This window comes from Arthrobacter sp. NicSoilB4 (genome assembly GCF_019977335.1).
Taxonomy (GTDB): Bacteria; Actinomycetota; Actinomycetes; order Actinomycetales; family Micrococcaceae; genus Arthrobacter.
The window spans coordinates 442,708-466,684 of the sequence record NZ_AP024653.1 but is presented as its reverse complement, the minus strand read 5'-3'; the positions used below and the strand labels follow the sequence as shown (position 1 = coordinate 466,684).

The 23,977-nt window shown below is 66.7% G+C and carries 20 protein-coding genes; 14 read left to right on the top strand and 6 right to left on the bottom strand.

Annotated features, from left to right (window positions below; all coding sequences use genetic code 11):
- Window positions 1–139 precede the first annotated feature (139 nt).
- The gene (locus LDO13_RS02240; protein WP_224048461.1) at window positions 140–1,888 is read right to left on the bottom strand and encodes a pyruvate dehydrogenase; all 1,749 of its coding nucleotides are present in this window, start codon (window positions 1,886–1,888) and stop codon (window positions 140–142) included.
- A gap of 104 nt (window positions 1,889–1,992) precedes the next feature.
- Window positions 1,993–3,501 (bottom strand): helix-turn-helix transcriptional regulator, encoded by a 1,509-nt coding sequence (locus LDO13_RS02235; RefSeq protein WP_224048460.1) that lies wholly within the window; start codon window positions 3,499–3,501, stop codon window positions 1,993–1,995.
- Between the two features lie 199 nt (window positions 3,502–3,700).
- On the opposite strand from LDO13_RS02235, the gene aceA reads away from it, so the two are divergent.
- Together aceA and aceB are read left to right on the top strand one after the other, a co-directional pair.
- Complete coding sequence (aceA, locus tag LDO13_RS02230; RefSeq protein WP_224048459.1) at window positions 3,701–5,032, top strand: isocitrate lyase; 1,332 nt, start codon at window positions 3,701–3,703, stop codon at window positions 5,030–5,032.
- A gap of 195 nt (window positions 5,033–5,227) precedes the next feature.
- Window positions 5,228–6,892 carry a malate synthase A gene (gene aceB, locus LDO13_RS02225; RefSeq protein WP_224048458.1) on the top strand — a complete coding sequence of 555 codons (1,665 nt, stop codon included), beginning with the start codon at window positions 5,228–5,230 and terminating at the stop codon, window positions 6,890–6,892.
- 183 nt (window positions 6,893–7,075) lie between these two features.
- Here aceB and LDO13_RS02220 read toward each other — a convergent pair whose 3' ends face one another.
- Both LDO13_RS02220 and LDO13_RS02215 read right to left on the bottom strand, forming a co-directional pair.
- On the bottom strand, window positions 7,076–8,269 hold the full coding sequence (locus LDO13_RS02220) for an MFS transporter (protein ID WP_224048457.1): 1,194 nt from the start codon (window positions 8,267–8,269) through the stop codon (window positions 7,076–7,078).
- 110 nt (window positions 8,270–8,379) lie between these two features.
- Window positions 8,380–9,591, bottom strand: coding sequence for an ROK family transcriptional regulator (locus tag LDO13_RS02215; RefSeq protein WP_224048456.1), 1,212 nt, complete (start codon window positions 9,589–9,591; stop codon window positions 8,380–8,382).
- A 244-nt stretch (window positions 9,592–9,835) separates the two neighbouring features.
- Between LDO13_RS02215 and LDO13_RS02210 the strand changes: the two genes are divergently transcribed.
- The 10 genes from LDO13_RS02210 (at window position 9,836) to LDO13_RS02165 (ending at window position 20,138) form a co-directional block, all read left to right on the top strand.
- Window positions 9,836–11,053 carry a Gfo/Idh/MocA family oxidoreductase gene (locus tag LDO13_RS02210; protein WP_224048455.1) on the top strand — a complete coding sequence of 406 codons (1,218 nt, stop codon included), beginning with the start codon at window positions 9,836–9,838 and terminating at the stop codon, window positions 11,051–11,053.
- Between the two features lies 1 nt (window position 11,054).
- The gene (locus LDO13_RS02205; RefSeq protein WP_224048454.1) at window positions 11,055–12,074 is read left to right on the top strand and encodes a sugar phosphate isomerase/epimerase family protein; all 1,020 of its coding nucleotides are present in this window, start codon (window positions 11,055–11,057) and stop codon (window positions 12,072–12,074) included.
- Window positions 12,075–12,142: 68 nt separating this feature from the next.
- A complete protein-coding gene (locus LDO13_RS02200; protein ID WP_224048453.1) occupies window positions 12,143–13,681 on the top strand; it encodes a sugar ABC transporter ATP-binding protein in 1,539 nt (512 codons plus the stop codon).
- The gene (locus LDO13_RS02195) at window positions 13,678–14,715 is read left to right on the top strand and encodes an ABC transporter permease (RefSeq protein ID WP_224048452.1); all 1,038 of its coding nucleotides are present in this window, start codon (window positions 13,678–13,680) and stop codon (window positions 14,713–14,715) included. Before LDO13_RS02200 ends, LDO13_RS02195 begins: the two co-directional genes overlap by 4 nt.
- Complete coding sequence (locus LDO13_RS02190; RefSeq protein WP_224048451.1) at window positions 14,712–15,824, top strand: ABC transporter permease; 1,113 nt, start codon at window positions 14,712–14,714, stop codon at window positions 15,822–15,824. Before LDO13_RS02195 ends, LDO13_RS02190 begins: the two co-directional genes overlap by 4 nt.
- A complete protein-coding gene (locus LDO13_RS02185) occupies window positions 15,824–17,047 on the top strand; it encodes a substrate-binding domain-containing protein (RefSeq protein ID WP_224048450.1) in 1,224 nt (407 codons plus the stop codon). The genes LDO13_RS02190 and LDO13_RS02185 overlap by 1 nt, the downstream gene beginning before the upstream one ends.
- A 130-nt stretch (window positions 17,048–17,177) precedes the next feature.
- Window positions 17,178–17,999, top strand: a complete 822-nt coding sequence (locus tag LDO13_RS02180) for a sugar phosphate isomerase/epimerase family protein (RefSeq protein ID WP_224048449.1) — start codon at window positions 17,178–17,180, stop codon at window positions 17,997–17,999.
- Window positions 17,996–18,532, top strand: coding sequence for a GNAT family N-acetyltransferase (locus LDO13_RS02175; RefSeq protein ID WP_224048448.1), 537 nt, complete (start codon window positions 17,996–17,998; stop codon window positions 18,530–18,532). Before LDO13_RS02180 ends, LDO13_RS02175 begins: the two co-directional genes overlap by 4 nt.
- Before the next feature lie 74 nt (window positions 18,533–18,606).
- Window positions 18,607–19,335 carry a DsbA family oxidoreductase gene (locus tag LDO13_RS02170; protein WP_224048447.1) on the top strand — a complete coding sequence of 243 codons (729 nt, stop codon included), beginning with the start codon at window positions 18,607–18,609 and terminating at the stop codon, window positions 19,333–19,335.
- A gap of 137 nt (window positions 19,336–19,472) precedes the next feature.
- Window positions 19,473–20,138, top strand: a complete 666-nt coding sequence (locus tag LDO13_RS02165; RefSeq protein WP_224048446.1) for a TetR/AcrR family transcriptional regulator — start codon at window positions 19,473–19,475, stop codon at window positions 20,136–20,138.
- A 2-nt stretch (window positions 20,139–20,140) separates the two neighbouring features.
- Here the strand turns inward: LDO13_RS02165 and LDO13_RS02160 are convergent, their stop codons facing one another.
- On the bottom strand, window positions 20,141–20,815 hold the full coding sequence (locus LDO13_RS02160) for a LytR C-terminal domain-containing protein (protein ID WP_224048445.1): 675 nt from the start codon (window positions 20,813–20,815) through the stop codon (window positions 20,141–20,143).
- Window positions 20,808–21,107: a type II toxin-antitoxin system VapB family antitoxin gene (locus LDO13_RS02155; protein WP_120954228.1), complete on the bottom strand. Its 300-nt coding sequence runs from the start codon at window positions 21,105–21,107 to the stop codon at window positions 20,808–20,810. The genes LDO13_RS02160 and LDO13_RS02155 overlap by 8 nt, the downstream gene beginning before the upstream one ends.
- A gap of 179 nt (window positions 21,108–21,286) precedes the next feature.
- On the opposite strand from LDO13_RS02155, the gene LDO13_RS02150 reads away from it, so the two are divergent.
- A complete protein-coding gene (locus LDO13_RS02150; RefSeq protein ID WP_224048444.1) occupies window positions 21,287–22,201 on the top strand; it encodes a hypothetical protein in 915 nt (304 codons plus the stop codon).
- A gap of 122 nt (window positions 22,202–22,323) precedes the next feature.
- Window positions 22,324–23,958 carry a stealth family protein gene (locus tag LDO13_RS02145; RefSeq protein ID WP_224048443.1) on the top strand — a complete coding sequence of 545 codons (1,635 nt, stop codon included), beginning with the start codon at window positions 22,324–22,326 and terminating at the stop codon, window positions 23,956–23,958.
- Window positions 23,959–23,977 lie beyond the last annotated feature (19 nt).

The following is a 23,977-nucleotide window of genomic DNA, read 5'->3' as shown; positions in this document are numbered from 1 at the left end:
CGATTTGACGCCGTTTTCCCGCCCAAGCACCAGCCCCCAGCCCGTCCACCCACGTCGCGCAGCCCAGTTTCGCCGGAAACAGTCCAGTTCGCCGGGGAGCTCCGGCGAACTCGCACGTTTCCGGCGAACTCGAACCGCCTTAGCCCCGGGGAATGTTGCGCAGGTTGCTCCGCGCCATGCTGACGGCCTCTCCGGCACCCCGGTTGAGGACCGCCTTGGACATGGCCGTGGCGAAGCCCAAGATCTGGGCGCCCTTGATCTTGGGCGGGAGGGACAGCGCCTTGGGGTCCGTGATGAGCTCCACCAGCGACGGCCCGGGGTGGGCGAAGGCTTCCCGGTAGGCCGCCTCAATCCGGGACGGGTCCGTGACCCGGACGGCGTGAAAGCCCAGGGCGCGGGCCACCGCGGCATAGTTGGCATCGGGGACGTCCACGCCGAAGTCCGGGAGCCCGTCCACCAGCATCTCCAGCTTGACCATGCCCAGGGTGGAGTTGTTGAACACCACCACGTTGACCGGGAGCCGGTGCGCTGCGACCGTGATCAGCTCCCCCAGCAGCATCGACAGGCCGCCGTCGCCCGAGACAGAGACAACCTGCCGGCCGGGGTAGGCCAGCTGGGCACCGATCGCATGCGGAAGCGCGTTGGCCATGGAACCGTGGAGGTACGAGCCGATCAGCCGGCGGGTGCCCAGCGGGCTGATGTACCGGGCGGTCCAGACGTTGCACATGCCCGTATCGGCGGTGAAGATCGCATCCTTCGCTGCGACCTGGTCCAGCAGCGAGGCCGCGTACTCCGGGTGCATCGGCTGGGTCTTTTCGACCCTCCGCGTGTAGGCGCCGACAGCCTTGTTCATCAACCGGTCGTGCTTCTTGAGCATCGCCTCGAGGAAGCGCCGGCTCTTCTTCGGCTTCAGCAGGGGCATGAGGGCCGCGAGCGTTGGCAGTACGTCGCCGTGGACCGCGATGTCGACGTCGGTCCGCCGGCCCAGGTTCTGCGCGGCCCGGTCCACCTGCGCCGTGCGGGTTCCGGGCAGGAACTGGTCGTAGGGGAAGTCAGTGCCGAGCAGGATCAGCAGGTCCGCGTCCTGGATCCCCTCGGCCGCGGCGCCGTAGCCCAGCAGCCCGGTCATGCCGATGTCGTAGGGATTGTCGTACTGCATAAAGTCCTTGCCGCGGAGCGAATGCCCGATCGGCGCGGCGAGCAATTCGGCGAGGGCGATGACCTCGTCGTGGGCACCCTCGACGCCAGCCCCGGCGAAAATCGCGACCTTCCCGGCGTCGTTGATGGCCTCCGCCAGTTCCCGCACGCTGGCCGGGTCCGGCACAAGCGTGGCCGGGCGGAACGCGGCGGGAGCCGGGGTTGGAGCGGTCGCCTCCACCCCGGCGATGTCGCCGGGGAGGGTCACGACGGCGACGCCGCGGAGCGCGACCGCGTGCTGGATGGCGCTGTGCATCACGCGCGGCGCCTGCTCGGCGGTGCTGATGAGTTCGGAGTAGACCGAGCACTCGTTGAAGAGCCGGTCAGGGTGGGTCTCCTGGAAGAAGCTGCTGCCGATCTGCTTGCTGGGGATGTGCGAGGCGATGGCCAGCACCGGGGCGCCGGAGCGGTTGGCGTCGTAGAGCCCGTTGATCAGGTGCAGGTTGCCCGGCCCGCAGGAACCGGCGCAGACCGCGAGCTTGCCGGTCAGCTGCGCCTCCGCCGCTGCGGCGAACGCGGCGGCCTCTTCATGCCGGACGTGGATCCAGTCGATCCCGCCTTTCGCGGCGCCGCCGGTCTTGCGGACGGCGTCGACGATCGGGTTGAGGCTGTCGCCGACAATTCCGTAGATCCGCTGCACGCCGGCGGCTTGGAGTTGTTCGATGAGCTGGGTTGCAAGTTCCTTGGCCATGGCTGGGCGCTCCCGCAGTCGAATCCACTAGCTGACACGGCCAATATAGTCCGCTGAGCTTTCAGCCACGCACAGCAGACGCCCCCTCACCTGATGTGAGGAGGTCAGCTGCCCGAGTGCGCCTGCAGGAAGGAGTAGACCTCGGTCTCGTCCACGCCGGGGAAGGCGCCCGGGGGCATCGCCGCGAGCAGGTGCGAATGGGCCCGCGCCGAGGGCCAGGCATTCCCGGCCCACTCCGAGGTCAGGGCGGCCGGGGGCCTGCGGCAGCAGCTCTCGTCCGGACAGGTGGATTTGGAACGCTCGGTGGTGTCGCGGCCGCGGAACCACTTCACCTGCGCATACGGCACCCCCACGGACAGCGAGAACTCGCCGTTGGCGGAGCGCTCGGTCCGGGCCGTGCACCAGTAGGTCCCGGCCGGGGTGTCCGTGTACTGGTTGTAGGCGCTGAACTTGTCCGGCACGTCGAACACCACCCGGGAGGTCCAGTTCTTGCAGGAGGGCTGGCCCTCGATGGCGCCGGTGTGGTCCTGCGGGAACGTCACGCCGTCGTTCTCGTACGCCTTGTAGATGATGCCGCTCTTGTGCGTCTTCTGGAAGTGGGTGCGGATGTCCAGGTGCTGGGTGGCGAGGTTGGTGAACCGGTGCGCGGCGGTCTCGTAGGACACGGCGAAGGCATCGCGGATGTCCTCGACGGCGATTTCTTTTGCCTGCTTGGCGCGCTGCAGGAATTCCACGGTCGCCTGCTCGGGCAGCAGGAGCGCGGCGGCGAAGTAGTTCGTGGCCACGCGCTGCATCAGGAAGTCGCCGTAGTTCGACGGCGTCTGGTGGCCCAGGACGTAGTGGCCCAGCGCCTGCAGCAGCACGGACCGCGGGTCGTGGTCGCTGCGGGCGTTCTGCGTCAGGTAAATCCGGCGGTTCTTCAGGTCCGTCACCGAGCGGGTGGAATGCGGCAGGTCGCCCACATGGTGGAGGCTGAAGCCGAGGTGCCCCGCGATGTCCGCGATGACGTGATGGGACAGCGGTCCGGACGTGTGGCCCACGGAGGCCAGGACCTTCTGCGCCTCCGCCTCGTACTCCGGGAAGTAGTTGTTCCGCTCGCGCATCATGGCGCGGAGCTCTCCGTTGGCACGGCGCGCCTCTTCCGGCGTCGCGACCTGCTCGTTCAGCCGGCGTTCCAGCTCGTGCTGCAGCCCCACCATGGACTCCAGCACGTCCATCGGAAGCCGTGAGCTGATGCGGATCTTGGGCAGGTTCAGGGACTCGTAGATGGGGCTGCGCTGGTAGCGTTCCAGCTCGATCTCCAGTGCGGCGCGGCGGTTGGGTGGCTCCGCGCCGAGCAGTTCGTCGATGCTCACGCCGAGGGCCGCCGCGAGCTGCTGGAGCAGGCCGAGTTTCGGCTCGCGCTTGCCGTTCTCGATCAGGCTCAGCTGGCTGGGGGCCGTGCCCACGGTGGCGCTCAGGTCATCCAGCGTCAGCCCGGCCGCCTTGCGCAGGTGGCGGACGCGGCGGCCCATGCTGATGACATCCACCTCGGGCGCTGCCGAGGACGGGGACGAGACGGGGCGGTTCCAGCTGGCGGGATGCATTTCTTGAGAATACGCGAAGAAGTGCATTTCTTTCCAGAGTTTTGGTCTAGAAAGCCCCTTGAAAGTACAGAAAAGTAGGTCTTACGGAAATCCCCAGCCGCTCCCCCACCTCGCAAGCTCGGTGAGGGACCCCGGCGGCCGGGGGCCCAACACCGCTCCGGATCAGCCGGCTTGACCTGCGAGGAAGCAGCCAAGCCGGCCCCGGACCCCCACCAAGGAGACAAAGATGACTGCAGCATTTGAGCCCACCCAGCAGACGCCCGAAGAGCAGGCCGCCGCCCTGGAGCTCGAGTGGGCTGCCAGCCCGCGCTGGGAAGGTGTCACTCGGGACTACAAGGCTTCCGACGTCGTCCGCCTCCGCGGCCGCGTCTCCGAAGAGCACACGCTGGCCCGCCGCGGCTCCGAGAAGCTGTGGAAGCAGCTCACCGAGGAGCACAAGGAAGGCAAGTACACCAACGCCCTCGGCGCGCTGACCGGCAACCAGGCCGTGCAGCAGGTCAAGGCCGGCCTCCGCGCCATCTACCTCTCCGGCTGGCAGGTCGCCGCCGACGCCAACAACTCCGGCCACACCTATCCGGACCAGTCCCTCTACCCGGCCAACTCTGTTCCCACCGTGGTGCGCCGCATCAACAACGCCCTGCTCCGCGCCGACCAGATCGAGTTCTCCGAAGGCGTCCAGACGGTCGAGGACTGGATGGTCCCGATCGTCGCCGACGCCGAGGCCGGCTTCGGCGGACCGCTCAACGCCTACGAGCTGATGAAGTCCATGATCCAGGCCGGCGCCTCGGGCGTGCACTGGGAAGACCAGCTCGCGTCGGAGAAGAAGTGCGGCCACCTCGGCGGCAAGGTCCTGATCCCCACCCAGCAGCACGTGCGCACGCTGAACGCGGCCCGCCTGGCAGCCGACGTCGCCGGCACCCCGTCGGTCATCATCGCCCGCACCGACGCCGAGGCCGCCACCCTGATCACCTCCGACGTCGACGAGCGGGACCAGGAATTCATCCTCCGCGAAGGGGGACAGCCGGTTCGCACCGCGGAGGGCTTCTACAAGGTGCGCAACGGGATCGAACCCTGCATCGCCCGCGCCAAGGCCTACGCCCCCTACTCCGACCTCATCTGGATGGAGACGGGCACCCCGGACCTGGAACTGGCCCGCAAGTTCGCCGAATCCGTCAAGGCCGACTTCCCGGACCAGATGCTCTCCTACAACTGCTCCCCGTCGTTCAACTGGAAGAAGCACCTCGACGACGCCACCATCGCCAAGTTCCAGCGCGAACTCGGCGCCATGGGCTTCACCTTCCAGTTCATCACCCTGGCCGGCTTCCACGCCCTGAACTACTCGATGTTCGACCTCGCCCACGGCTACGCCCGCGAAGGCATGAGCGCCTACGTCGAACTCCAGGAGAAGGAATTCGCCTCCGAATCCCGCGGCTACACCGCAACGAAGCACCAGCGCGAAGTCGGCACCGGCTACTTCGACGACATCGCCACCGCGCTCAACCCGAACGCATCCACCCTCGCATTGGTCGGATCGACCGAAGAGGGCCAGTTCCACTAACGCTTACGACGGCGGCAGCTCCGCCAGCGGTCCGAACACTCCTCCGCGTGCTATTCCCCATTGCCGCCTTCGCCACCACGCACCTCGGCGGGGCGGCAATGGGGCCCCATTTACGCACGCTTCCGGAGCATCCGGCCCGCCGCCTCCAGCGCACGTCACCACTCGCCGTCGTTCTTCCTATTTAGGAGATTTGAAATGAACAGCTTCACTGACAACTTCACCATCAACGGGATCACGCTGACCGCGCAGCCGATTTGCCGGCAGGGCGAGGTTCTTACTCCGGACGCGCTGGCGTTTGTCGCCAAGCTGCACAAGGCCACCGCGGGCCGCCGGCTGGAGCTGCTGCAGGCACGCCGTGACCGCCGCCAGCAGATCGGCAAGGGCCAGGACCCGCGGTTCCTCCGGGAGACTGAGTCCGTCCGAAACGATCCGAACTGGCGCGTCGCTCCCCCGGCCCCGGGCCTGACGGACCGCCGCGTCGAGATCACAGGACCGGTGGACAAGAAGATGACCATCAACGCGCTGAACTCCGGTGCCAAGGTGTGGCTCGCGGACATGGAGGACTCCTCCACGCCGTCCTGGCGCAACGTCATCCAGGGCCAGCTCAACCTCACCGACGCGCTGGAGCGGAGGATCGACTTCGTCACCCCGGAGGGCAAGGAGTACAAGCTCCGCGCCGCCGAGGACCTGCCCACGATCGTGGTCCGGCCCCGCGGCTGGCACCTGCCGGAGAAGCACATGCTTATTGACGGCACCCCGATTGCCGGCGGAATCGTCGACTTCGGGCTGTACTTCTTCCACAACGCCCGCCGGCTGATCGCCCAGGGCAAAGGCCCGTACTTCTACCTGCCGAAGATCGAGAACCACCTTGAGGCCCGGCTGTGGAACGACATCTTCGTCCTCGCCCAGGACCTGCTTGGCATCCCGCAGGGCACCATCCGCGCCACCGTGCTGATCGAAACCATCACAGCCGCGTTCGAGATGGAGGAGATCCTCTACGAGCTGCGCGACCACGCCGCGGGCCTCAACGCCGGCCGCTGGGACTACATCTTCTCGCTCATCAAGAACTTCCGCACCCGCGGACCGCGCTTTGTCCTGCCGGACCGCAGCCAGGTGACCATGACCCAGCCGTTCATGCGCGCCTACACGGAGCAGCTGGTCCGGGCCTGCCACAAGCGCGGCGCCATGGCGATCGGCGGCATGGCCGCGGCCGTCCCCAACCGCAAGGACGCGGACGCCAACGCGATCGCCATCGAGAAGGTCCGTGCGGACAAGACCCGGGAGGCCGGCGACGGCTTCGACGGCTCCTGGGTGGCCCACCCGGACCTGGTTCCGGTTTGCCGCGAAGTGTTCGACGGCGTTCTCGCCGACCGCCCGAACCAGCTGGACCGCCTCCGCGAGGACGTCACTCCGGACGACCGCGCTCTGCTCGACATCGCCTCCACCACCGGCACCATCACCGAGCAGGGCATCCGGAATAACATCGAGGTCGGAATCCGCTACATCGAGTCCTGGCTCCGGGGCAACGGCGCCGTCGCCATCCACAATCTGATGGAGGACGCCGCCACTGCGGAGATCTCCCGCTCGCAGCTGTGGCAGTGGATTTTCTCCCGCGCCATCACGGACCAGGGCGACGTCATCACCCGCGAATGGGTCGAGGACATGGTGGACGAGGAGTTCGCCGGGCTGGAACGTTTCGAGGGCGACCGCTTCGCCGATGCGCGGGACATCTTCGAGGAAGTCACGCTCACGCCGTCGTTCCCGGCCTTCCTGACGCTTCCCGCTTACGACCGGTTCCTGCATGAAGCTCGCGACGGCGCGGAAGTCCCCAGCGAGGACCCGGCGCTCGTCCCCGCCTAACGGCAGGGCACAGATTTCCGTTTGCTGGGCCGCCATGCCCTTCGCAACAGGCACCCCGAGATCCGGGGCGGCAGCCCAGCAACGGAAGACCCCTCCGACCACGGCGTCGAGGTGACAGTTCAGGCCCATGGTCCCGACGGACATGGGGCTGAACTGTCACCTCGGCGTTCACTTCGACATCCTTCAGTGCGCCTTCGGGACGTGCCGGAGCGAAAGTGCGGTGCCGAGGATGAACAGCACCACCGAGCAAAGCACCATCAGCAGCGGGCCGGTCCAGGATCCGGTGACGCCGTTCGCGTAGCCCAGCAGGGTCGGTGCCAGCGCGCCGAAGGAGTAGCCCACACCCTGCACGACGGCGGACATCCGTCCGGCGGAGGCCTGGTCCCGGGCCAGCCGGATGATGGCAATGAAGATCAACGTGATGCCGCCGCCCTGGGCGATACCGCCAAACGAGGACCACAGCCACCAGAGCTCCGGCGCCAGCAGCAGGCCCAGCGGAACGGTCACCCAGAACACACCGAGGGTGAGCCCGACCGCCGTCGTACTGGCGAAACGCGCCGCGAGCGGAACGCCCAGCCCTCCCACGATCGCAAGGATCTGGAACAGCGAGGATCCGGCGCCGGCGCCCGCGGCCGTCATGCCCAGTTCGTCCGCGAGGATGCTGGGCAACCAGGCGGTCACACCGTAGTAGGAGAACGCCTGTCCTGCGAAGCCCACGGTCAGCCCGACCGTGATCCAGCGCGACGCCGGCTTGGCCCCGGCGCGCACCGGCCCCGGGCCGGGAACCGGTTCGGGGCGGAACGCCCGGCCACCGAAGGCGAGCACCCAGACGACCAATGCCGCGATGGCGAAGAGCCCGCAGGAAGCGAGGGCCAGCCGCCAGCCGAACAGCTCGGCCAGCGGAGCCATCACCATGGCCGTGATGAAGGAGCCGATGTTCAAGGCGGCGGTGTAAATGCCCATCGCTGTGCCCTGCCGGGCCGGAGCGAAGTCCCGCCGGATGATCAGGGGTACGGCGATGTTGCCGATCGTAATGGCGACGCCGAGAATCACCGTGCCCATCATCACGACGGCGCCGTTGCCCGCCGAACGCACAACCACGCCGAGCAGCACGCCCAGGAGGGTGAGGGTAACGGCGACTTCCGCGCCGAGTTTGCGGCCGGTCAACGAGGCCAGCGGCGAGGCCAAGGCGAAGCACAGCACCGGGATGCCGGTCAGGAAGCCCAGTTCCACCGGGGAGAACCCGAGTTCCTGTTGCATCAGGCCGACCACCGGCGCCACGGCCACGAACGGGCCGCGCATGTTCAGTGCAATGAGCCCGATGGCGGCCAGCAGGATCCAGCTCCGCGGCACCTTCGCCAGCACGCCGGCGCTCATGGGTGCCGCCGCTCGGCCGGCAGGCAGAAATATGCTTTCATCAGGTCCATTGCTATCACGTGCCCGCGCCGGACCCTTCGATTGTGACTCCCCCGGGGTCAGCGACCGCGTCAGCCCGCGGACTGCAGGGTCGCCTCGATCACCGCGGGCGAAAGCACAAACTGCGTGACCATCTGGCTGGCGCCCAGGATGGCTGCCTGGTCCCCCGCCATGGAAAGACCAATCCGCAGATGGGTGGTCGCAAGCGGCAGCGACCGCCGGTAGACCACTTCACGAACGCCCGCCATGAGGTGTTCACCGGCCTGGCCCAGGCTTCCGCCGATCACAATGACCGACGGATTGAGCAGGTTCACCACGGTGGCCAGCACGTCACCCAGGTCCCGCCCGGCCTGACGCAGGGCCTGAATGGCCTGTAAGTTCCCCTCGGCCACGAGCCGCAGCACGTCGCCGCCGTCGTCCGCCGTCACGCCTTGGAGCGTCAGGGACTGCGCGACGGCGGGGCCGGAGGCGAGCGCCTCGAGGCAGCCGTAGTTGCCGCAGCGGCAGAGCACATTGTCGCCGCGCGGCACCCGGACGTGGCCGAGGTCCCCCGCCGTGCCGTCGGCGCCGCGCTGGAGCTGGCCGCTGCTGATGATGCCGGCGCCAATCCCGGTGGCGACCTTGATAAACAGGAAGTTGCCGTGTTCCGGCCAGTAGGAGGCCTGTTCGCCGAGGGCCATGATGTTGACGTCGTTGTCGACCAGCACGGGGACCGGAAGCGAGCGCTGGACGTGCCGGACCACGTCGAACCCGTCCCAGCCGGGCATGATCGGCGGCTTCACTGGCATTCCGGTGGCGTGTTCTACGGGGCCGGGCAGGCCGATGCCGATGCCGGCGAGGTCCTCCGTGCCGCGGCCCGCCCGTCTGAGCAATTTGGTCCCTTCCGACACCACCCGGTCCAGCACGGCTTCCGGGCCGTCGGCTACGTCCTGGCCCAGCCGGCGCTCCGTCAGCACAGACCCATTCAAATCCGTGACGGCTATGTTCACGTGGGTGGCGCCGACGTCGACCGCCAACACCACGCGGGCGGCGGGGTTGAAGGCAAAGCGCGACGGCGGCCGGCCGCCGCTGGAACTGGCCTCGCCTGCCGGCCCTACCAGTCCGGATTGAATCAGCGCGTCAATGCGGGAAGCGACTGTGGAACGCGCCAGGCCGGTGGTGAGGGCCAGCTCGGCGCGGGTGCGGGCCTTGCCATCGCGCAGAAGTTGAAACAGGTCTCCTGCACGGGACATGCTGCCCGCTGCCTCGGGTGCGGCGGCGTCGGTGCCGGTAGGCGAAGTCATGTGTCAGTGATAGCACGGGCACTTCTGCGTGTCACGTTCTCAGAATCCGGAACCCAGTTTCCAACTTTTGCTTGACGATCGACAAAAGTCGTCCTAGCTTGAGTGTGAGGCAGCTCATACCCCAACGACGAGGAGAGACAGTGCCATTCTCGATCCCGCTCTACGCGGTCGACGTCGAAAGCTCCGCATCCGCAGCCCTCCCGGAGGACTGTGATCCCATGGCGTCCACCCGGTAGGGCCAGCTATGCCTCCCGAGGAATCCATGCGCGTCCAGGAACCCACTCCCGGCCGGCAGCCGCTCGGCGTAGCCATGATCGGGTACGCATTCATGGGTAAGGCCCACTCGAACGCCTGGCGCAACGTGGCCAGCTTCTTCCATGTCCCTGCCTTCGAGCAAAGGGTCCTGGTCGGGCGGGACGCGGAGCGGGTCGCGGACGCCGCGGAGAGATACGGCTGGTCCGAATCCGCCACGGATTGGCGGGTGGTCATTGCCCGCGATGACATCCAGATCATAGACATCTGCGCCCCAGGCGTGATGCATGCCGAGATTGCCACCGCCGCCCTCGCCGCAGGCAAACACGTGCTAGTGGAGAAACCGCTGGCGAACACCCTGGCCGAGGCCGAAGCCATGGCCGTAGCCGCCCGCGACGCGCAGTCCCGTGGTGTGCAGTCAATGATCGGCTTCAACTACCGCCGGGTCCCGGCCTTGGCCCTGGCCCGCGAACTGATCTCAGAGGGCAGGCTGGGCGCCGTCAAGCAACTCCGGGCCGCTTACCTGCAGGACTGGCTGACAAACCCGGAATCGCCCATGACGTGGCGCCTGCGCAAGGACACTGCAGGGTCCGGGGCGCTCGGCGATATCGCATCACACGCCATCGACCAGGTGTTGTTCCTGCTCGCGGACCAGGTCACAGACGTTTCCGGACGGCTGCACACTTTCACCTCGCACCGCCCGGGCGCCCACGGACTGGAAGAAGTCACCGTCGACGACGCCGCTTGGGCGACGCTGACGCTGGCGTCCGGCGCCATCGCATCAATTGAAGTCTCACGCGTGGCCACAGGAAAGAAAAACTCGCTCAAGCTGGAAATATACGGCGACCGGGGCTCGATCCTGTTTGACCTCGAGAACCTCAATGAACTCGACTTCCTGGACGCCACGCTTCCGGCACGGGAGCAAGGCTACCGCCGCATCCTGGTCAACGAACCCGGACACCCGTATATGGCCGGCTGGTGGCCGCAGGGCCATGTCATCGGCTGGGAACACACATTTACTCACGAAATCCGCGACTTCCTCGTGGCGGTGGGCACGGGAACCCCGCCCTCGCCGTCGTTCCAGGACGGGCTGACTGTCCAGCGTGTCCTGGCCGCCGTGGAGGAAAGTGCGGCGGCCGGCGGCTCCCGGGTCAAGCTGGACAATTTCCAGGCAGCCTCCGCCCCCACCACCGTCCCCCAAGGAGCATGACGTGACACGCCCGTACACCCTGTTCACCGGCCAGTGGGCCGATCTGCCGTTCGAGGAAGTCGCGCGCCTGGCCTCCGGCTGGGGCTATGACGGACTAGAGATCGCCGTCTCCGGGGACCACCTGGACGCCTGGCGCTGGGACGAGCCGGGCTACGCCCAGTCCAAACTTGCCGTCCTGGAAAAATACAACCTCAAAGTCTGGGCCATCTCCAACCACCTCAAGGGCCAGGCCGTGTGCGATGACCCGATCGACTTCCGCCACAAGGCAATCGTCGGCCCCAAGGTCTGGGGCAACGGCGACCCCGAAGGCGTCAGACAGCGCGCCGCGGAGGAAATGCAGCACACTGCGCGGCTCGCCAGGGCCTTGGGCGTGGACACCGTCGTCGGGTTCACTGGCTCCTCGATCTGGCAGTACGTCGCGATGTTCCCGCCCGTCCCGGCCGCCGTGATCGACGCCGGCTACCAGGACTTCGCGGACCGCTGGAACCCGATCCTGGACGTGTTCGACGAGTGTGGGGTCCGGTTCGCCCACGAGGTCCATCCCTCCGAGATCGCCTACGACTACTGGACCACCGTGCGCACCCTTGAGACGATCGGCCACCGCGAGGCCTTCGGGCTGAACTGGGACCCGTCCCATTTCATGTGGCAGGGCATCGACCCGGTGTCCTTCATCTGGGATTTCAAGGAGCGGATCTATCACGTGGACTGCAAGGACACCAAGCTCCGGCCCACCGGCCGGAACACTGTTCTGGGCTCCCACCTGCCCTGGGGCGACCCGCGCCGCGGCTGGGACTTCGTCTCCGCCGGCCGCGGCGACGTGCCCTGGGAATCGTCCTTCCGCGCCCTGACCGCGATCGGCTACGACGGCCCCATCTCCGTCGAGTGGGAGGACGCCGGCATGGACCGCCTCCACGGGGCTCCAGAAGCCCTGGCCGCCCTCAAAAGATTCGACTTTCCGGCGTCGAGCAGCTCCTTCGACGCCGCGTTCAGCGCCGCGGACCCGGCCAAACGGCCGCAATAGTGGGCGCTCGCGTATCACTGAACGGAGCACAAGCAGCCCTTGTCACAGTTAGCCCGGAGGACGCATCGATGGAGAACCACAACTCCCCGGCACCACCGCCGATCCTGGAAGTCCGCGGATTGACCAAGAGTTTTTTCGGCATTCCCGTCCTGGAAGACGCCCATCTCAGTCTTCACCGGGGCCAGGTGCACGGCCTCATGGGGGAAAACGGGGCCGGGAAGTCCACCCTGATGAAGGTTCTGGCCGGCGTGTACCAGCCAGACGCCGGAACCGTGCTCCTGGAGGGCCAGGAAGTTACCTTCAGCCACCCCACCAAAGCCCACGAAGCCGGACTGTCATCCGTGTTCCAGGAATTCAACCTCCTGCCTGACCGGACAGTGGCCGAGAACATCTACCTCGGCCGGGAGCCGCGCCGAGGACTGCTGGTAAACAAGGCCCTGATGAATTCGAAAACGGCGGAGCTGCTGGGGTCCTTGGGCATCACCGAGATCCGGCCCACCACGCAAGTCAGGAGCCTGACTGTGGCCGAGCAGCAGGTCGTCGAGATCGCGAAAGCGGTCAGCTATGACGCCCGGATCATCTCCATGGATGAGCCCACAGCCGCCCTTGCCGGCGCCGAGGTTGAACTTCTTTACGGGATCGTGGCGCGTCTTCGTGAGCGCGGAACGGCCATCCTCTACGTCTCCCACCGCCTGAGGGAAGTATTCGACCTCTGCGACGTCATTACCGTCTTGAAGGACGGCAGGGTGGTGAGCACCCAGCCCGCGGCCGAACTGGACGACGCCGCGCTGGTCCGGTTGATGGTGGGCCGGCCAATCTCGGCCTTCTTCCCGGACAAGCTGCCCCGGGAGCAAGTGGAAGCCGACGGCGCTGAGAAGGAGCCGATCCTCGAGTTGGACGGCGTTGGCAATGGCCAGCTGGACGGGATAAGCCTCAGCATCCGGCCCGGCGAGATTGTCGGTTTGGCGGGGCTCCAAGGGTCCGGCCGTACGGAATTGCTTCACGGCATCTTTGGCGCAGCACCCTTCACACGGGGAACGATGAAGTTGGCGGGCCGGGAGGTGATGCCCAAGTCGCCGCGCCAAGGCGTGCGGGCACGGATGGCACTGATCACCGAGGACCGCAAGGCTGAGGGCCTGAGCCTGAACCAGTCCATCCTGGACAACGCCCTCAGCGTGATCCGGTCCGTGTTTCCGCGCCGCACCGGGTCCGTCAGGACGGAAATCCCAGGCGTGTTTTCCTCCCTCGAGGTGATCGCCCGCGATCTGGACCAGGAGGTGCAGTACTTGTCGGGCGGCAACCAGCAAAAAGTGGTCCTCGCCAAGTGGCTGGCGATCCGGCCCCGGCTTGTCCTGCTGGATGAACCCACCCGCGGCATTGACGTCGGGGCCAAAGTTGCCGTGTACCGGCTGATGCGGCAGCTGGCGGCGGAGGGGAAGGCCATCCTGATGGTGTCCAGTGAGCTTCCGGAAGTCATCGGCATGTCTGACCGGATTCTTGTCATGCGCGATGGCCGGCTGGCCGGCGAACTTCCCGCCGGAACGTCTGAAGAAGCCATCCTGCAGATGGGAACCGGCGCCAGGACAGCACCCGAAGGAGAGGCATGACACAGCGAGTGGGATTCTTCCAGAAACTGTCCTCCACGCAGATCGTCTACGTCGTCGCGCTGGTGACCCTCCTCCTGGGCGCATTGCTGGTGAACTCCGTGGGTCGGAGTTTTTTCAGCGCGGGAAATATCTCCAGCATTCTGACCGGAACCAGCGTCCTGGGCTTCATCGCGATCGGTCAGACGCTCGTCATCCTGGCCGGCAGCCTGGATCTGTCGGTTCCCTATGTCACCAGCCTGGCCAGCCTTATCGCCGCCGGAGTGATGGCCAACAACCCCAACAACGTCCTGTCCGCAGTTCTGCTGACGCTGGGGGCGGCAGCCGTCATTGGCCTGGCGAACGGACTGATCGTCGCCCGCCTCCACGTGCACGGGTTTATCGCCACGCTCGGTGTGGGCCTGATAATCAGCGGCTTCCTTGCCACCAACTTCAAGGGCAGCTTCGGCCAGACACCGCTGGCGTTCCGCTTGGTGGGGGCCACGGGGCTCGGCCCGGTTCCGATCTCGACGATCATCATGCTGGCCTGCGCGGGCCTGGCCGGCCTGCTCCTGCACCGCACACGCGTCGGGCACCATCTGTACGCCGTCGGCGGCGACATCGCCGTGGCTCGTACGTCGGGAATCCGCGTTGATGTGCCGGTCATTACTGCGCACGTCATCTGCTCGGTACTGGCAGCCATGGCAGGACTGCTGCTTGCCAGCAGGCTTGGCGTCGGCAGTCCCACAGTGGGTTCACAGGGCGGCTACGACCTGCTCTCCATCGCCGCAGTCGTGCTCGGCGGCACGTTGCTCTCCGGTGGCAAGGGGACTATCACAGGCACCCTCGGGGGCGTGCTGATCTTTGCCATGCTGGACAACATCATGTCCGTCATGCAGGTCAACCCGTTCCTGAAGGACGTCGTCAGGGGCGTCGTCATCGTCGCGGCCGTCGCCGTCTATGCCGGGCGCCGGATCGTGAGTAGACCGGAACGGTTCGCCTCGAAAGGTCCCGCGGGAACGCCCGCGGGCCAGCCTGTGTCCGTGGAGGGGCCATGAGTACGGCACTGAACTCCGAGCGTGGCGCGGTTCTCAAGCAGAACCGTGCGAGCCGTTCCGAGCGGCTCCTGCGGGCCGTGCGCACTCCCGGCGGCGCCGTCTTCGTCCTGCTGATCGGCCTCCTGGCCGCCATCATTGTGCTCAATCCGTCTTTCGGCGAGCCGAGCTCCTTCATCCGGTTCATCGGCAGGACTGCCCCCATTGCCATCGCCGCCATCGGCCAGTACTTCGTCATTGTCGGCGGGGAATTCGACCTGTCGATGGGCTCGGTCGTGACCATGCAGGTCATCGTTGCCGGCAACCTGATCGGGCAGGACGATTCCAAGGTGATCCCGGTGCTGGTCCTGATGATTATGCTGGGCGCCTTCATCGGGCTGGTCAACGGACTCATCACCACTTTGCTGCAAGTCCCGAGTTTCATTGTGACGCTCGGCATGATGCTGGCGTTGCTTGGGCTGGTCCTCTATTGGACCGGCGGAGCGGCGCAGGGCAACCCTGCGGCCAGCTTCCGGCAGATCGGGCGCGGCGGTATCCAGGGCGTGCCGGTCCTGGACATCATTCCCTATCCGGTCATTATCCTCACAGCGGTGGCCGTGGCGGCGTCCGTCCTGATGCGGCGCCCGTTCGGCCGCATGTTGATCGCGGTGGGCGACAATTCTGTTGCGGCCGCCCTGGCCGGCTCAAGCGTGTGGTGGGTGCGGACGCGGGCCTTCATCATGTCGTCGCTGTCGGCAACCGTGGCCGGAATCCTGCTCGTGGGTTACGCGGGCGTCCACCCGTCGGTGGGGCGCGGCTACGAGTTCACGGCCATCACCGCCGTCGTTCTTGGGGGCGTCGTGCTGGGCGGCGGGCGGGGCTGGGTCCTGTCCGCTGCGGCCGGGGCGTTCGCCCTCGAGTCGCTATTCACCCTCCTGAACTTCATGGGGGTCCAGGCGACCTGGCGAGACACGGTCCAAGGAATCATCATCATCATCGCAGTGGCCGCCGCATCCAGATCATGGCAGCGCAAGCGCAAGGGGGCCAGTTCCGCTGCCCATGACGAACAGCACCAATTGGCCGCAGCACCCACGCCCGACGAGGGCACCGAACAAGGAGGAGAAAGAGTCTGATGCGCAATAACTCTGTCCGCGTGATCGCCCTTGCCGCAGCATTGCCGCTGGCGGTCCTGACCGCGTGTACCACCACCGACCCGTCCGTCACCCAAACGACGGGGGCCGGCACCGGCTCTCCGGCAGCCAGCAGTCCGGCGAGTAAAGATTGGTTTGACCAGACGCTCTACGACACCCAGAACCAGCAGCGCTCCGCCACCTTTGAAGGGGACCCGGAGCAGCCTTACCTGCAGTACATCGCCGGCCCAATGACGGACACGTCCAAGTTCGCCGCCCAGGGAGCCCAGAAGGTGTGCTTTGCGAACGCCTCCATCTCCAACCCCTGGCGGCAAACCGGCTGGATCACCATGAATCAGCAACTCAAGGAACTCCAGGCCTCGGGCGTCATTTCCGAAATGGAAACCCGTGACGCCAAGGACAATGACAACACCCAGATCGCGGACATCGACTACTTCATCGCCGAAGGCAAATGCGGTGCGTTCGTCATTTCTCCCAACTCCACGGCAGCTCTCACCCAAGCCGTCGAACGTGCCTGCCAGACAGGGAAACCCGTGGTGGTGTTTGACCGGGGCGTGGAGACCAAATGCGCCACTACGTTCATCCACCCGATCGGCGGCTTCGCGTGGGGCATCGACACCGCCACTTTCCTCAGTGAGAAGCTGAAATCGGGCGACAAGGTGGTGGCCTTGCGTATCCTCCCGGGTGTGGACGTGCTGGAGCACCGCTGGGCGGCGGCCAAGAAGATCTTCGAGGAAAAGGGCATCCAGGCCAAGGACTACTTCACCGGCGCGGATCCCACGGAGATTAAAAAGATCATCTCCGACGAACTGGCCACGGGTGACGTCAAGGGTGTCTGGATGGACGCCGGCGACGGCGCAGTGTCTGCCCTCGAGGCTTTCGAGGACGCCGGCAAGGCCCTGCCTGTGATGACCGGCGAGGACGAGATGAGCTTCCTGACCAAGTGGAAGCAGACCGGGATTGCCGCCATGGCCCCGGTCTATTCCAACTTCCAGTGGCGGACCCCGCTGCTGGCCTTGGAAAAGATCTTCAAGGGCGAGCAGGTTCCGACCGAATGGGTCCTCCCGCAGAAGCCCATCCTGGCAGACGAACTGGACGACTGGCTGCAGCGCAACGAGGGCATGCCAAGCGGGCACTACGCCAAGTTCGGCGGCGAGGACCTGGACGGCTACCCCGAGGTCTGGCAACAGCGGCAGATGCCCTGACCGGGACTGGCGGTCCCGGGGGGTTCCCGCGGGACCGCCACAGCCTGGAATCGGCAGCAGGACAAGTAGAAGGGAGAAAGCAGCTTTGGCACGTCTGGCCGGAATCAGCACGTGGGTCTGGGAATCCCCCTTGACCGACGCCAACCTCCCCGGGCTGCTGGCGAAAATCGCCGGCCTGGGTTTTGACGCCGTCGAACTTCCGCTGGAAAACGCGGGCGACTTCTCTTCCGGCACGGTGCTCAACTCCCTTGCGGGTACCGGCCTGAAACCTTTTGTAGTGGGAGCCATGGCGCCGGGGCGGGACCTGGTGGCCGCGGATCAAGCCGCCGTGGAAAGGACACAGGCCTACCTGGGCGACTGCATCACGATGGCCAGCAGCATCGGTTCGCCGACCGTGTGCGGGCCCTTCTACGCCCAAACCGGCAGGGTCTGGCGGATGTCGGGGGACCAGCGGCGGGACGCCTACGCCGAGCTGCGCCGAAACCTCCAGCCGGTCGCGGCCCGGGCCCAGGACTCGGGGGTGGTGCTGGGCATCGAACCCCTGAACCGGTACGAAACGTCGCTGATCAACACAGTGGAGCAGGCGCTTGAGGCGCTGGAGCCACTGCTCGGGAACGGCGTCGGCCTCGCGCTGGACACCTACCACCTTCACATCGAGGAGCGCTCGGTGGCTGCGGCCGTCCGGGCCGCCGGGGAACATTTGGTCCACGTGCAGGTCTGCGGAAACGACCGCGGCGCCCCCGGCGGGGACCAGACGGATTGGGAAGGCTTCCTGCAGGTCCTGGATGAGGTGGGCTACGCGGGACCACTCAACATCGAGAGTTTCACCGTTGAAAATGCCGCCATTGCCGTCGCGGCATCGATCTGGCGGCCGCTGGCCCCGAGCCAGGATCAGCTGGCTGAAAATGGATTGGCCTTCCTCCGCGGCCTGTACCGGGACAATGGAGTATGACCCACGTAATCCGGAGAGCAACCGCGGACGACGCCGGCAGGCTGGCCCGGCTTGCCGCCGTCACCTTCCCGCTGGCCTGCCCGCCCGGTTCGACGGCGGCGGACATCGCCGCGCACCTGGCGGCCACCCTCAGCGAGGACCATTTCCGCGCCTACCTGGCCGATCCGGAGATCACCATCCTCGTGATCGACGCCGACGGCGAGCTCCGCGGCTACAGCCTCCTCGCCGCCCGACCCGCCAGGGACCCGGACGTGGCCGGCGCCTTGAGCATCATGCCTTCGACCGAGCTGAGCAAGTGCTACGTCCACCCGGACCACCACGGGCTGGGCGCCGCCGCCGAGCTGATGCACGCCAGCGTCGTCGAGGCCGCGGGGGCCGGCGCCCGCGGCCTCTGGCTCGGCGTGAACGAGCTGAACGCCCGCGCCATCCGGTTTTACGAAAAGTCCGGCTTCCGCAAGGTCGGTACGAAATCGTTCAAGCTCGGCAGCACCGTCGAACACGACTTCGTGATGGAGCGCCCGGTCACGCAGTGAGCGCCCCGCCCCTCAGTGACCAAGCCGACAGGCCGTCCGGGAATGGCCCCGCACCCGGCGGGGTTGACGCCAGCATGAAGATTGAGATCTGGTCCGACGTGGCCTGCCCCTGGTGCTATATCGGCAAGCGCCGCTTTGAGACCGCCCTCGCGGCCTTCCCGCACCGGGATTCCGTCGAGGTCCAGTGGCGCAGCTACCAGCTGGATCCGTCGCTGCCGGAGCACTATGACGGCACCGAGCTGGACTACCTGAGCACCCGCAAGGGCATGGCCCCGGCCCAGGTTGCCGGCATGTTCGCGCACGTGGCGGAGCAGGCCAGGGGCGAGGGGCTCAACTACCGCTTCGACGATGTCGTGGTGGCCAACAGCTTCACGGCCCACCGGCTGATTCACCTTGCCGCGTCCCACGGGAAGCAGGACGCCGCGAAGGAACGCCTGCTCAGCGACCACTTCGAGCAGGGCAAGGACATCGGCAGCCGGGACTACCTCACGTCCCTTGGCCTGGACCTCGGGATCGACGCCGTCGAACTGGACGAGCTGTTCACCACCGACAAGTACGCCGACGACGTCCGGCTGGACTTCGAGGAAGGCCGGGCCCTTGGTATCAACGGTGTCCCGTTCTTCGTGATCGACCGGAAATTCGGGCTCTCCGGCGCCCAGCCCGCCGAGACCTTCACCGCGGCCCTCGAGCAGGCATGGCAGGAAAGCCAGCCGCTGGTCATGGTGGGAGCCGCTGACAGCGGCGAAGCCGGTACCGCATCTGCCGAAGGCGAAGCCTGCGGCCCGGGCGGCTGCGCCATCTGACGCTCCGCGGACGTCGAACTCGCCGGAAGCGTCCGGGGTCGCCGGACGTTTCCGGCGACCGGGCCGGTTTCCGGCGAACCCGGACTTTGGCCGCGGCCACAACCGTATTTGCTGACAGATCGCGCTAAAGTGTCTGTATGCCCAGGATTTCGGCCGCGAGCAACGCCGCCCAACGCGCCGAGACCCAGCACCGCATCCTGACGGCATTCGGTGAGCTCCTCTTCACCCACGGCCTTCCGGGGCTGACCATGACCGACGTCGCCCGTCACGCCCGGATCGGCCGCACCGCGGTGTACAACTACTACGCGGACATCGAAGAGCTCCTGATCGCCTACGCCCTGGATGAGACTGAGCGGTTCCTGGTTGATCTGCGGGAGTCCCTGGACTCGCTGGAGAACCCCGTGGACCGTCTGGCACTGTACGTGCGGGCGCAGGTCGAGGACCTCAGCCGGCGCCACCTGCCGCCAGGACCCGCGATGGGCGCTGTGCTCTCCCCTGCGTCGTTCGCGAAGCTTGCGGACCACGTCGGGGAGCTTAGCGTGCTCCTGCAGGGCATCCTGCGCGACGGCGTCGCCCAGGGTTTCCTGCCGGAGGCGGACATCACCCAACTCGCGCAGCTCATCCATGGAACCCTGTCCTCCAGCGCCGCCCGTGGTGACGGTGCGGGGGAGGACGCGGAGGCGGAGGCCCGGCTGGCCCGCACCGTGCAGTTCGTCCAGCTCGGCGCCGGGGCCCGCTTCGGCGACGACGGCCGTCCCGTCCGCCTGACGCCGCGTGAGCCCGCAGTGCCGGGCGGCAGCTAAGGCTAGCTGCCGGGAGTAGCCGTCGGCATGACGGGCCACTCGGATTCGTCCACAATCCGCCGGTCCTCGCGCGGGCAGCTGAGTTGGCCCGGCGTCTGGTCGACCAGCTCCGGTTTCGCCAGGTCCTTGAAGTCCCCGGTGAGGATGATGTCCACGCTCGGGTCCGTCCGGGCGTCCTGGAAGTAGTCCGAGCCCGGCAGGTTGCGCTGGACGCTGAACGCCGCAGACTGGCCCGCGGCGCCAGAAACAATCAGCGCCACGCCCCGGTAGCTGGACGTCGTATTGGCGACGGCCCCGACCATGAATTTGCGGGCAGCGAACTCATCGGCCACCGTCCGGGCCAGGCCCGGACGGGACGTCGAGTTGAAGACGTTGAGATTGATCTTCTCCGGAGGGGTGTAGTCATAGACCGCCACGGGGCAGACGGGCGTGGCAGCCCGGCTCCGCTCCGCCGTCGGGATCTTGATCTGGCCGTTCATGATGGCCAGCGAAACGACGATCGCGGCGGCCACCACTCCGAGCAGCAGCACCAGGACGGCGCCGTGCAGGATGCGGCGCCGCATCCTGACGGGATTGTCCCGGAGGTCGTCATCTTCCACGAAGGTGGCGCGCAAATCCGCGCCGGAAATGACCTGGTGCCCGTGCAGGACGGTGACGTCCTTCGGCTTCCTAGCCATTTATCACCAGGACGCGCGCGTGGATCGCCGTGCGCTGGTGCAACGCGGTCCGGACGGCGCGGTGCAGGCCGTCCTCCAGGTACAGGACGCCCCGGTACTCCACGACGTGCGGGAACAGATCGCCGAAGAACGTCGAGTCCTCCGCCAGCAACGCCTCAAGGTCCAGCGTGCGTTTGGTGGTCACGAGTTCGTCCAGCCGGACCGGCCGCGGCGGCAGCGCTGCCCAGTCCTTGGGCGTGTTGTAACCATGGTCGGGGTACGGGCGTCCCTCGCCCACGGCTTTGAATATCACCCTGCAAGCCTAAGGAACTTGGCGTGCCAAGGGAATCTTCGACTCCCCGCGCCGGGAGGTTGTAGCCAAACGGTAACCATTTGTCACACCGCCCGGCCTTTGATGTCACAGTCAATACCTTGCTGGCGGCACGGTCCACAACACATGCAAAGACGCCCGCCGGCTGGGAGAATGGAGCCATGACGACTCCCGAGACCCCAGCTTCCCACCCGCCGTCGGCTCCGCCACTGGCGCTGCTGCTCGACGTCGACGGGCCCGTGGCGAGTCCTGTCACCCGCGCGGTGCAGCCTGCGATCATCGCCGACCTCCTGGCGCTGGCTGCGGCGGGGATCCCGGTCATCTTCAACACGGGCCGTTCCGCCGCGTTCATCCGCGAGCAGGTGATGGAGCCGATGATCGCTGCCGGGATGCCGACCGACATCCTCATTCACGCCATCTGCGAGAAGGGCGCGGTCTGGTTCAGCTACACCTCCGCGGGCCCCGGCGCCGTCCACGTAGATCACGACTTGGCCATCCCGCGGGCGTTTGGCGACGACGTCCGCCGGCTAGTGGCCGAGGACTACGCCAGCCATATGTTTTTTGACGAGACCAAGCTGGCGATGGTGTCCGTGGAGCAACACATCTCGGTCGAGAACTCCGACTACCGGGACGAGCAGCAGCTGTTCGACGCCGATGCCATGGAGCTGATGGGCCGGCATGGCCTGGGAGTGGTGCGGCTGGACCACCATGCCCCTGATTCCGATGACCGGATCGACTACCGGGTGGACCCCACCATCATCTCTACCGACATCGAGTCGGTCCGGCTCGGCAAGGACCTCGGCGCGAGCCGGGCCGTGGAGCTGCTCGCCGCCCAGGGCGTCACCCCGCAGGCCTGGCGCACTGTGGGCGACTCCCGCACCGATTACGCCATGGCCGACTGGCTGCACCACAATGACCACCCGGTGAAACACGTCGACGTCCGTCCTGCCGACGGCGTCCCGGTGAAACCCTACGAGGTGCTCACGGCGGCGGATCTCGGGCTGGGTGCGGACGTCATCCACGACGACGCCGGGGCGGCCTTCCTGCGCGGCTGGCGCTCGGCCCTTGCCGGCTGAACTAGCAGGCTGAACCACGCTGTAACGCAGGGTTGAAGGCGTAAGGCAAAGGGGCGCTTGCGGCCCCTACCGGCGGCGTTTCAGCCGCGGATTATCAGGGCGATTTTGGGGCGGGCGATATTATGCAAGCAGGGAGACATTCACACAAAGAATTACGGAGAACCGACATTACAGAGTCATTGGTCCAGGACGAGATCTACTACGGCAGCCAGGCATCGGTAGAAGCCCACGACGAGGTCACCTCCGCGGCCGCCGTCGCGCGGTTCCGGACCCGCCAGGACGTTGTGCGCCGGCGGGGCCGGTACGGACTGATCAATGAGAACCGCACGCCGTACCAGGCCATGGTTGAGGACCTGATGTTCATCCGAACGGTGCTTGACGGCGCCGGCCTCGACTATCTCCTGGTCCGCGGGAACAACCACCGGCCGGTCATTGCCGTGGACTGGAAGGACCGCAAGGAACTCCGGGATGCCCTTGTGGCGGCCTGCCACGATGAGCCCTTCTACTCGATGAGCGTCGACGCGAAGAAGAAGTCCTCGGTGCTGGTGGCCGACGGGGAGCTCTCCCCCAACCGGCAGTCCCGGATTTTCCGGCTGTACCGGCCCCGGGTCGAGCCCGAGGGCGGTTTTGAGTTCGGCGCGTCGGCCGGGGTGCAGCTCGAACTGTGGAGTTTCGAAGGAGACCAGCTCATCCTCCCGATCGAGAACTCGCTGACCCGCCGCACGCTCCTGGCCCAGGACGCCGTCCGCGGAACCGTGGAGCGCTACGGCCGCACCTGGCCGACGATCGAGAACATGTTCGCGGACCACGCCAGTGACATCAGCTTCGATATCGATCTTGTGTTCTCCTGGGTCGACGGCAGCTCCCCGGAATACATCGCGGCCCGTCGCGCGCGAATGGCCGGCGTCGTCGTGGGTGAAGGCGACGACCACGAGGCCCGGTTCCGCCAGATCGACGAGCTCAAGTATGCGCTGCGCTCGGTGTACATGTTCGCGCCCTGGATCCGCAGGATCTTCATCGCCACGGATTCCCCCGCCCCCTCCTGGCTGGCCGACCACCCGAGCGTCACGATTGTGCGCAGCGAGGAGTTCTTCGCGGATCCCTCAGTGCTGCCCACCCACAACTCGCAGGCCGTGGAGTGCCAGCTCCACCACATCGACGGCCTGTCCGAGCACTTCCTGTACTCGAATGACGACATGTTCTTCGGCCGCGCCGTCGGACCGGACATGTTCTTCACACCCGGCGGCATCACGAAGTTCATCGAGGCGGAGACCCGGATCGGCCTCGGGGACAACGACGCCGAGCGCAGCGGTTTCGAGAATGCCGCCCGCGTGAACCGGAAGCTTCTGTGGGACCGCTTCGGCCGGATCACCACCCGACACCTGGAACATACGGCCGCTCCGCTGCGCCGCAGCGTCGTGGCCACGATGGAGCAGGAGTTCCCGGCGGAGTTCGCCAAGACGGCTGCCAGCACGTTCCGCGCAGCCGACAACATCTCGGTGACCAACTCGTTCTACCACTACTACGCGCTGCTGACGGGCCGGGCCGTCACCCAGACGGCGGCAAAGGTGCGTTATGTGGACACCACCGCCCGGGCCGGGCTCAACTACCTGCCCAAGCTGCTCGCCAAGCGGAACATGGATTTCTTCTGCCTCAATGACGGCAGCTTCCCGGAGGTTGCGGCCGAGGAACGCGCCGAACTCGTGACGGACTTCCTGGAGAAGTACTACCCGATCAAGGCTCCCTGGGAAAAGTAAACGGTTCCAATGGCGGCGG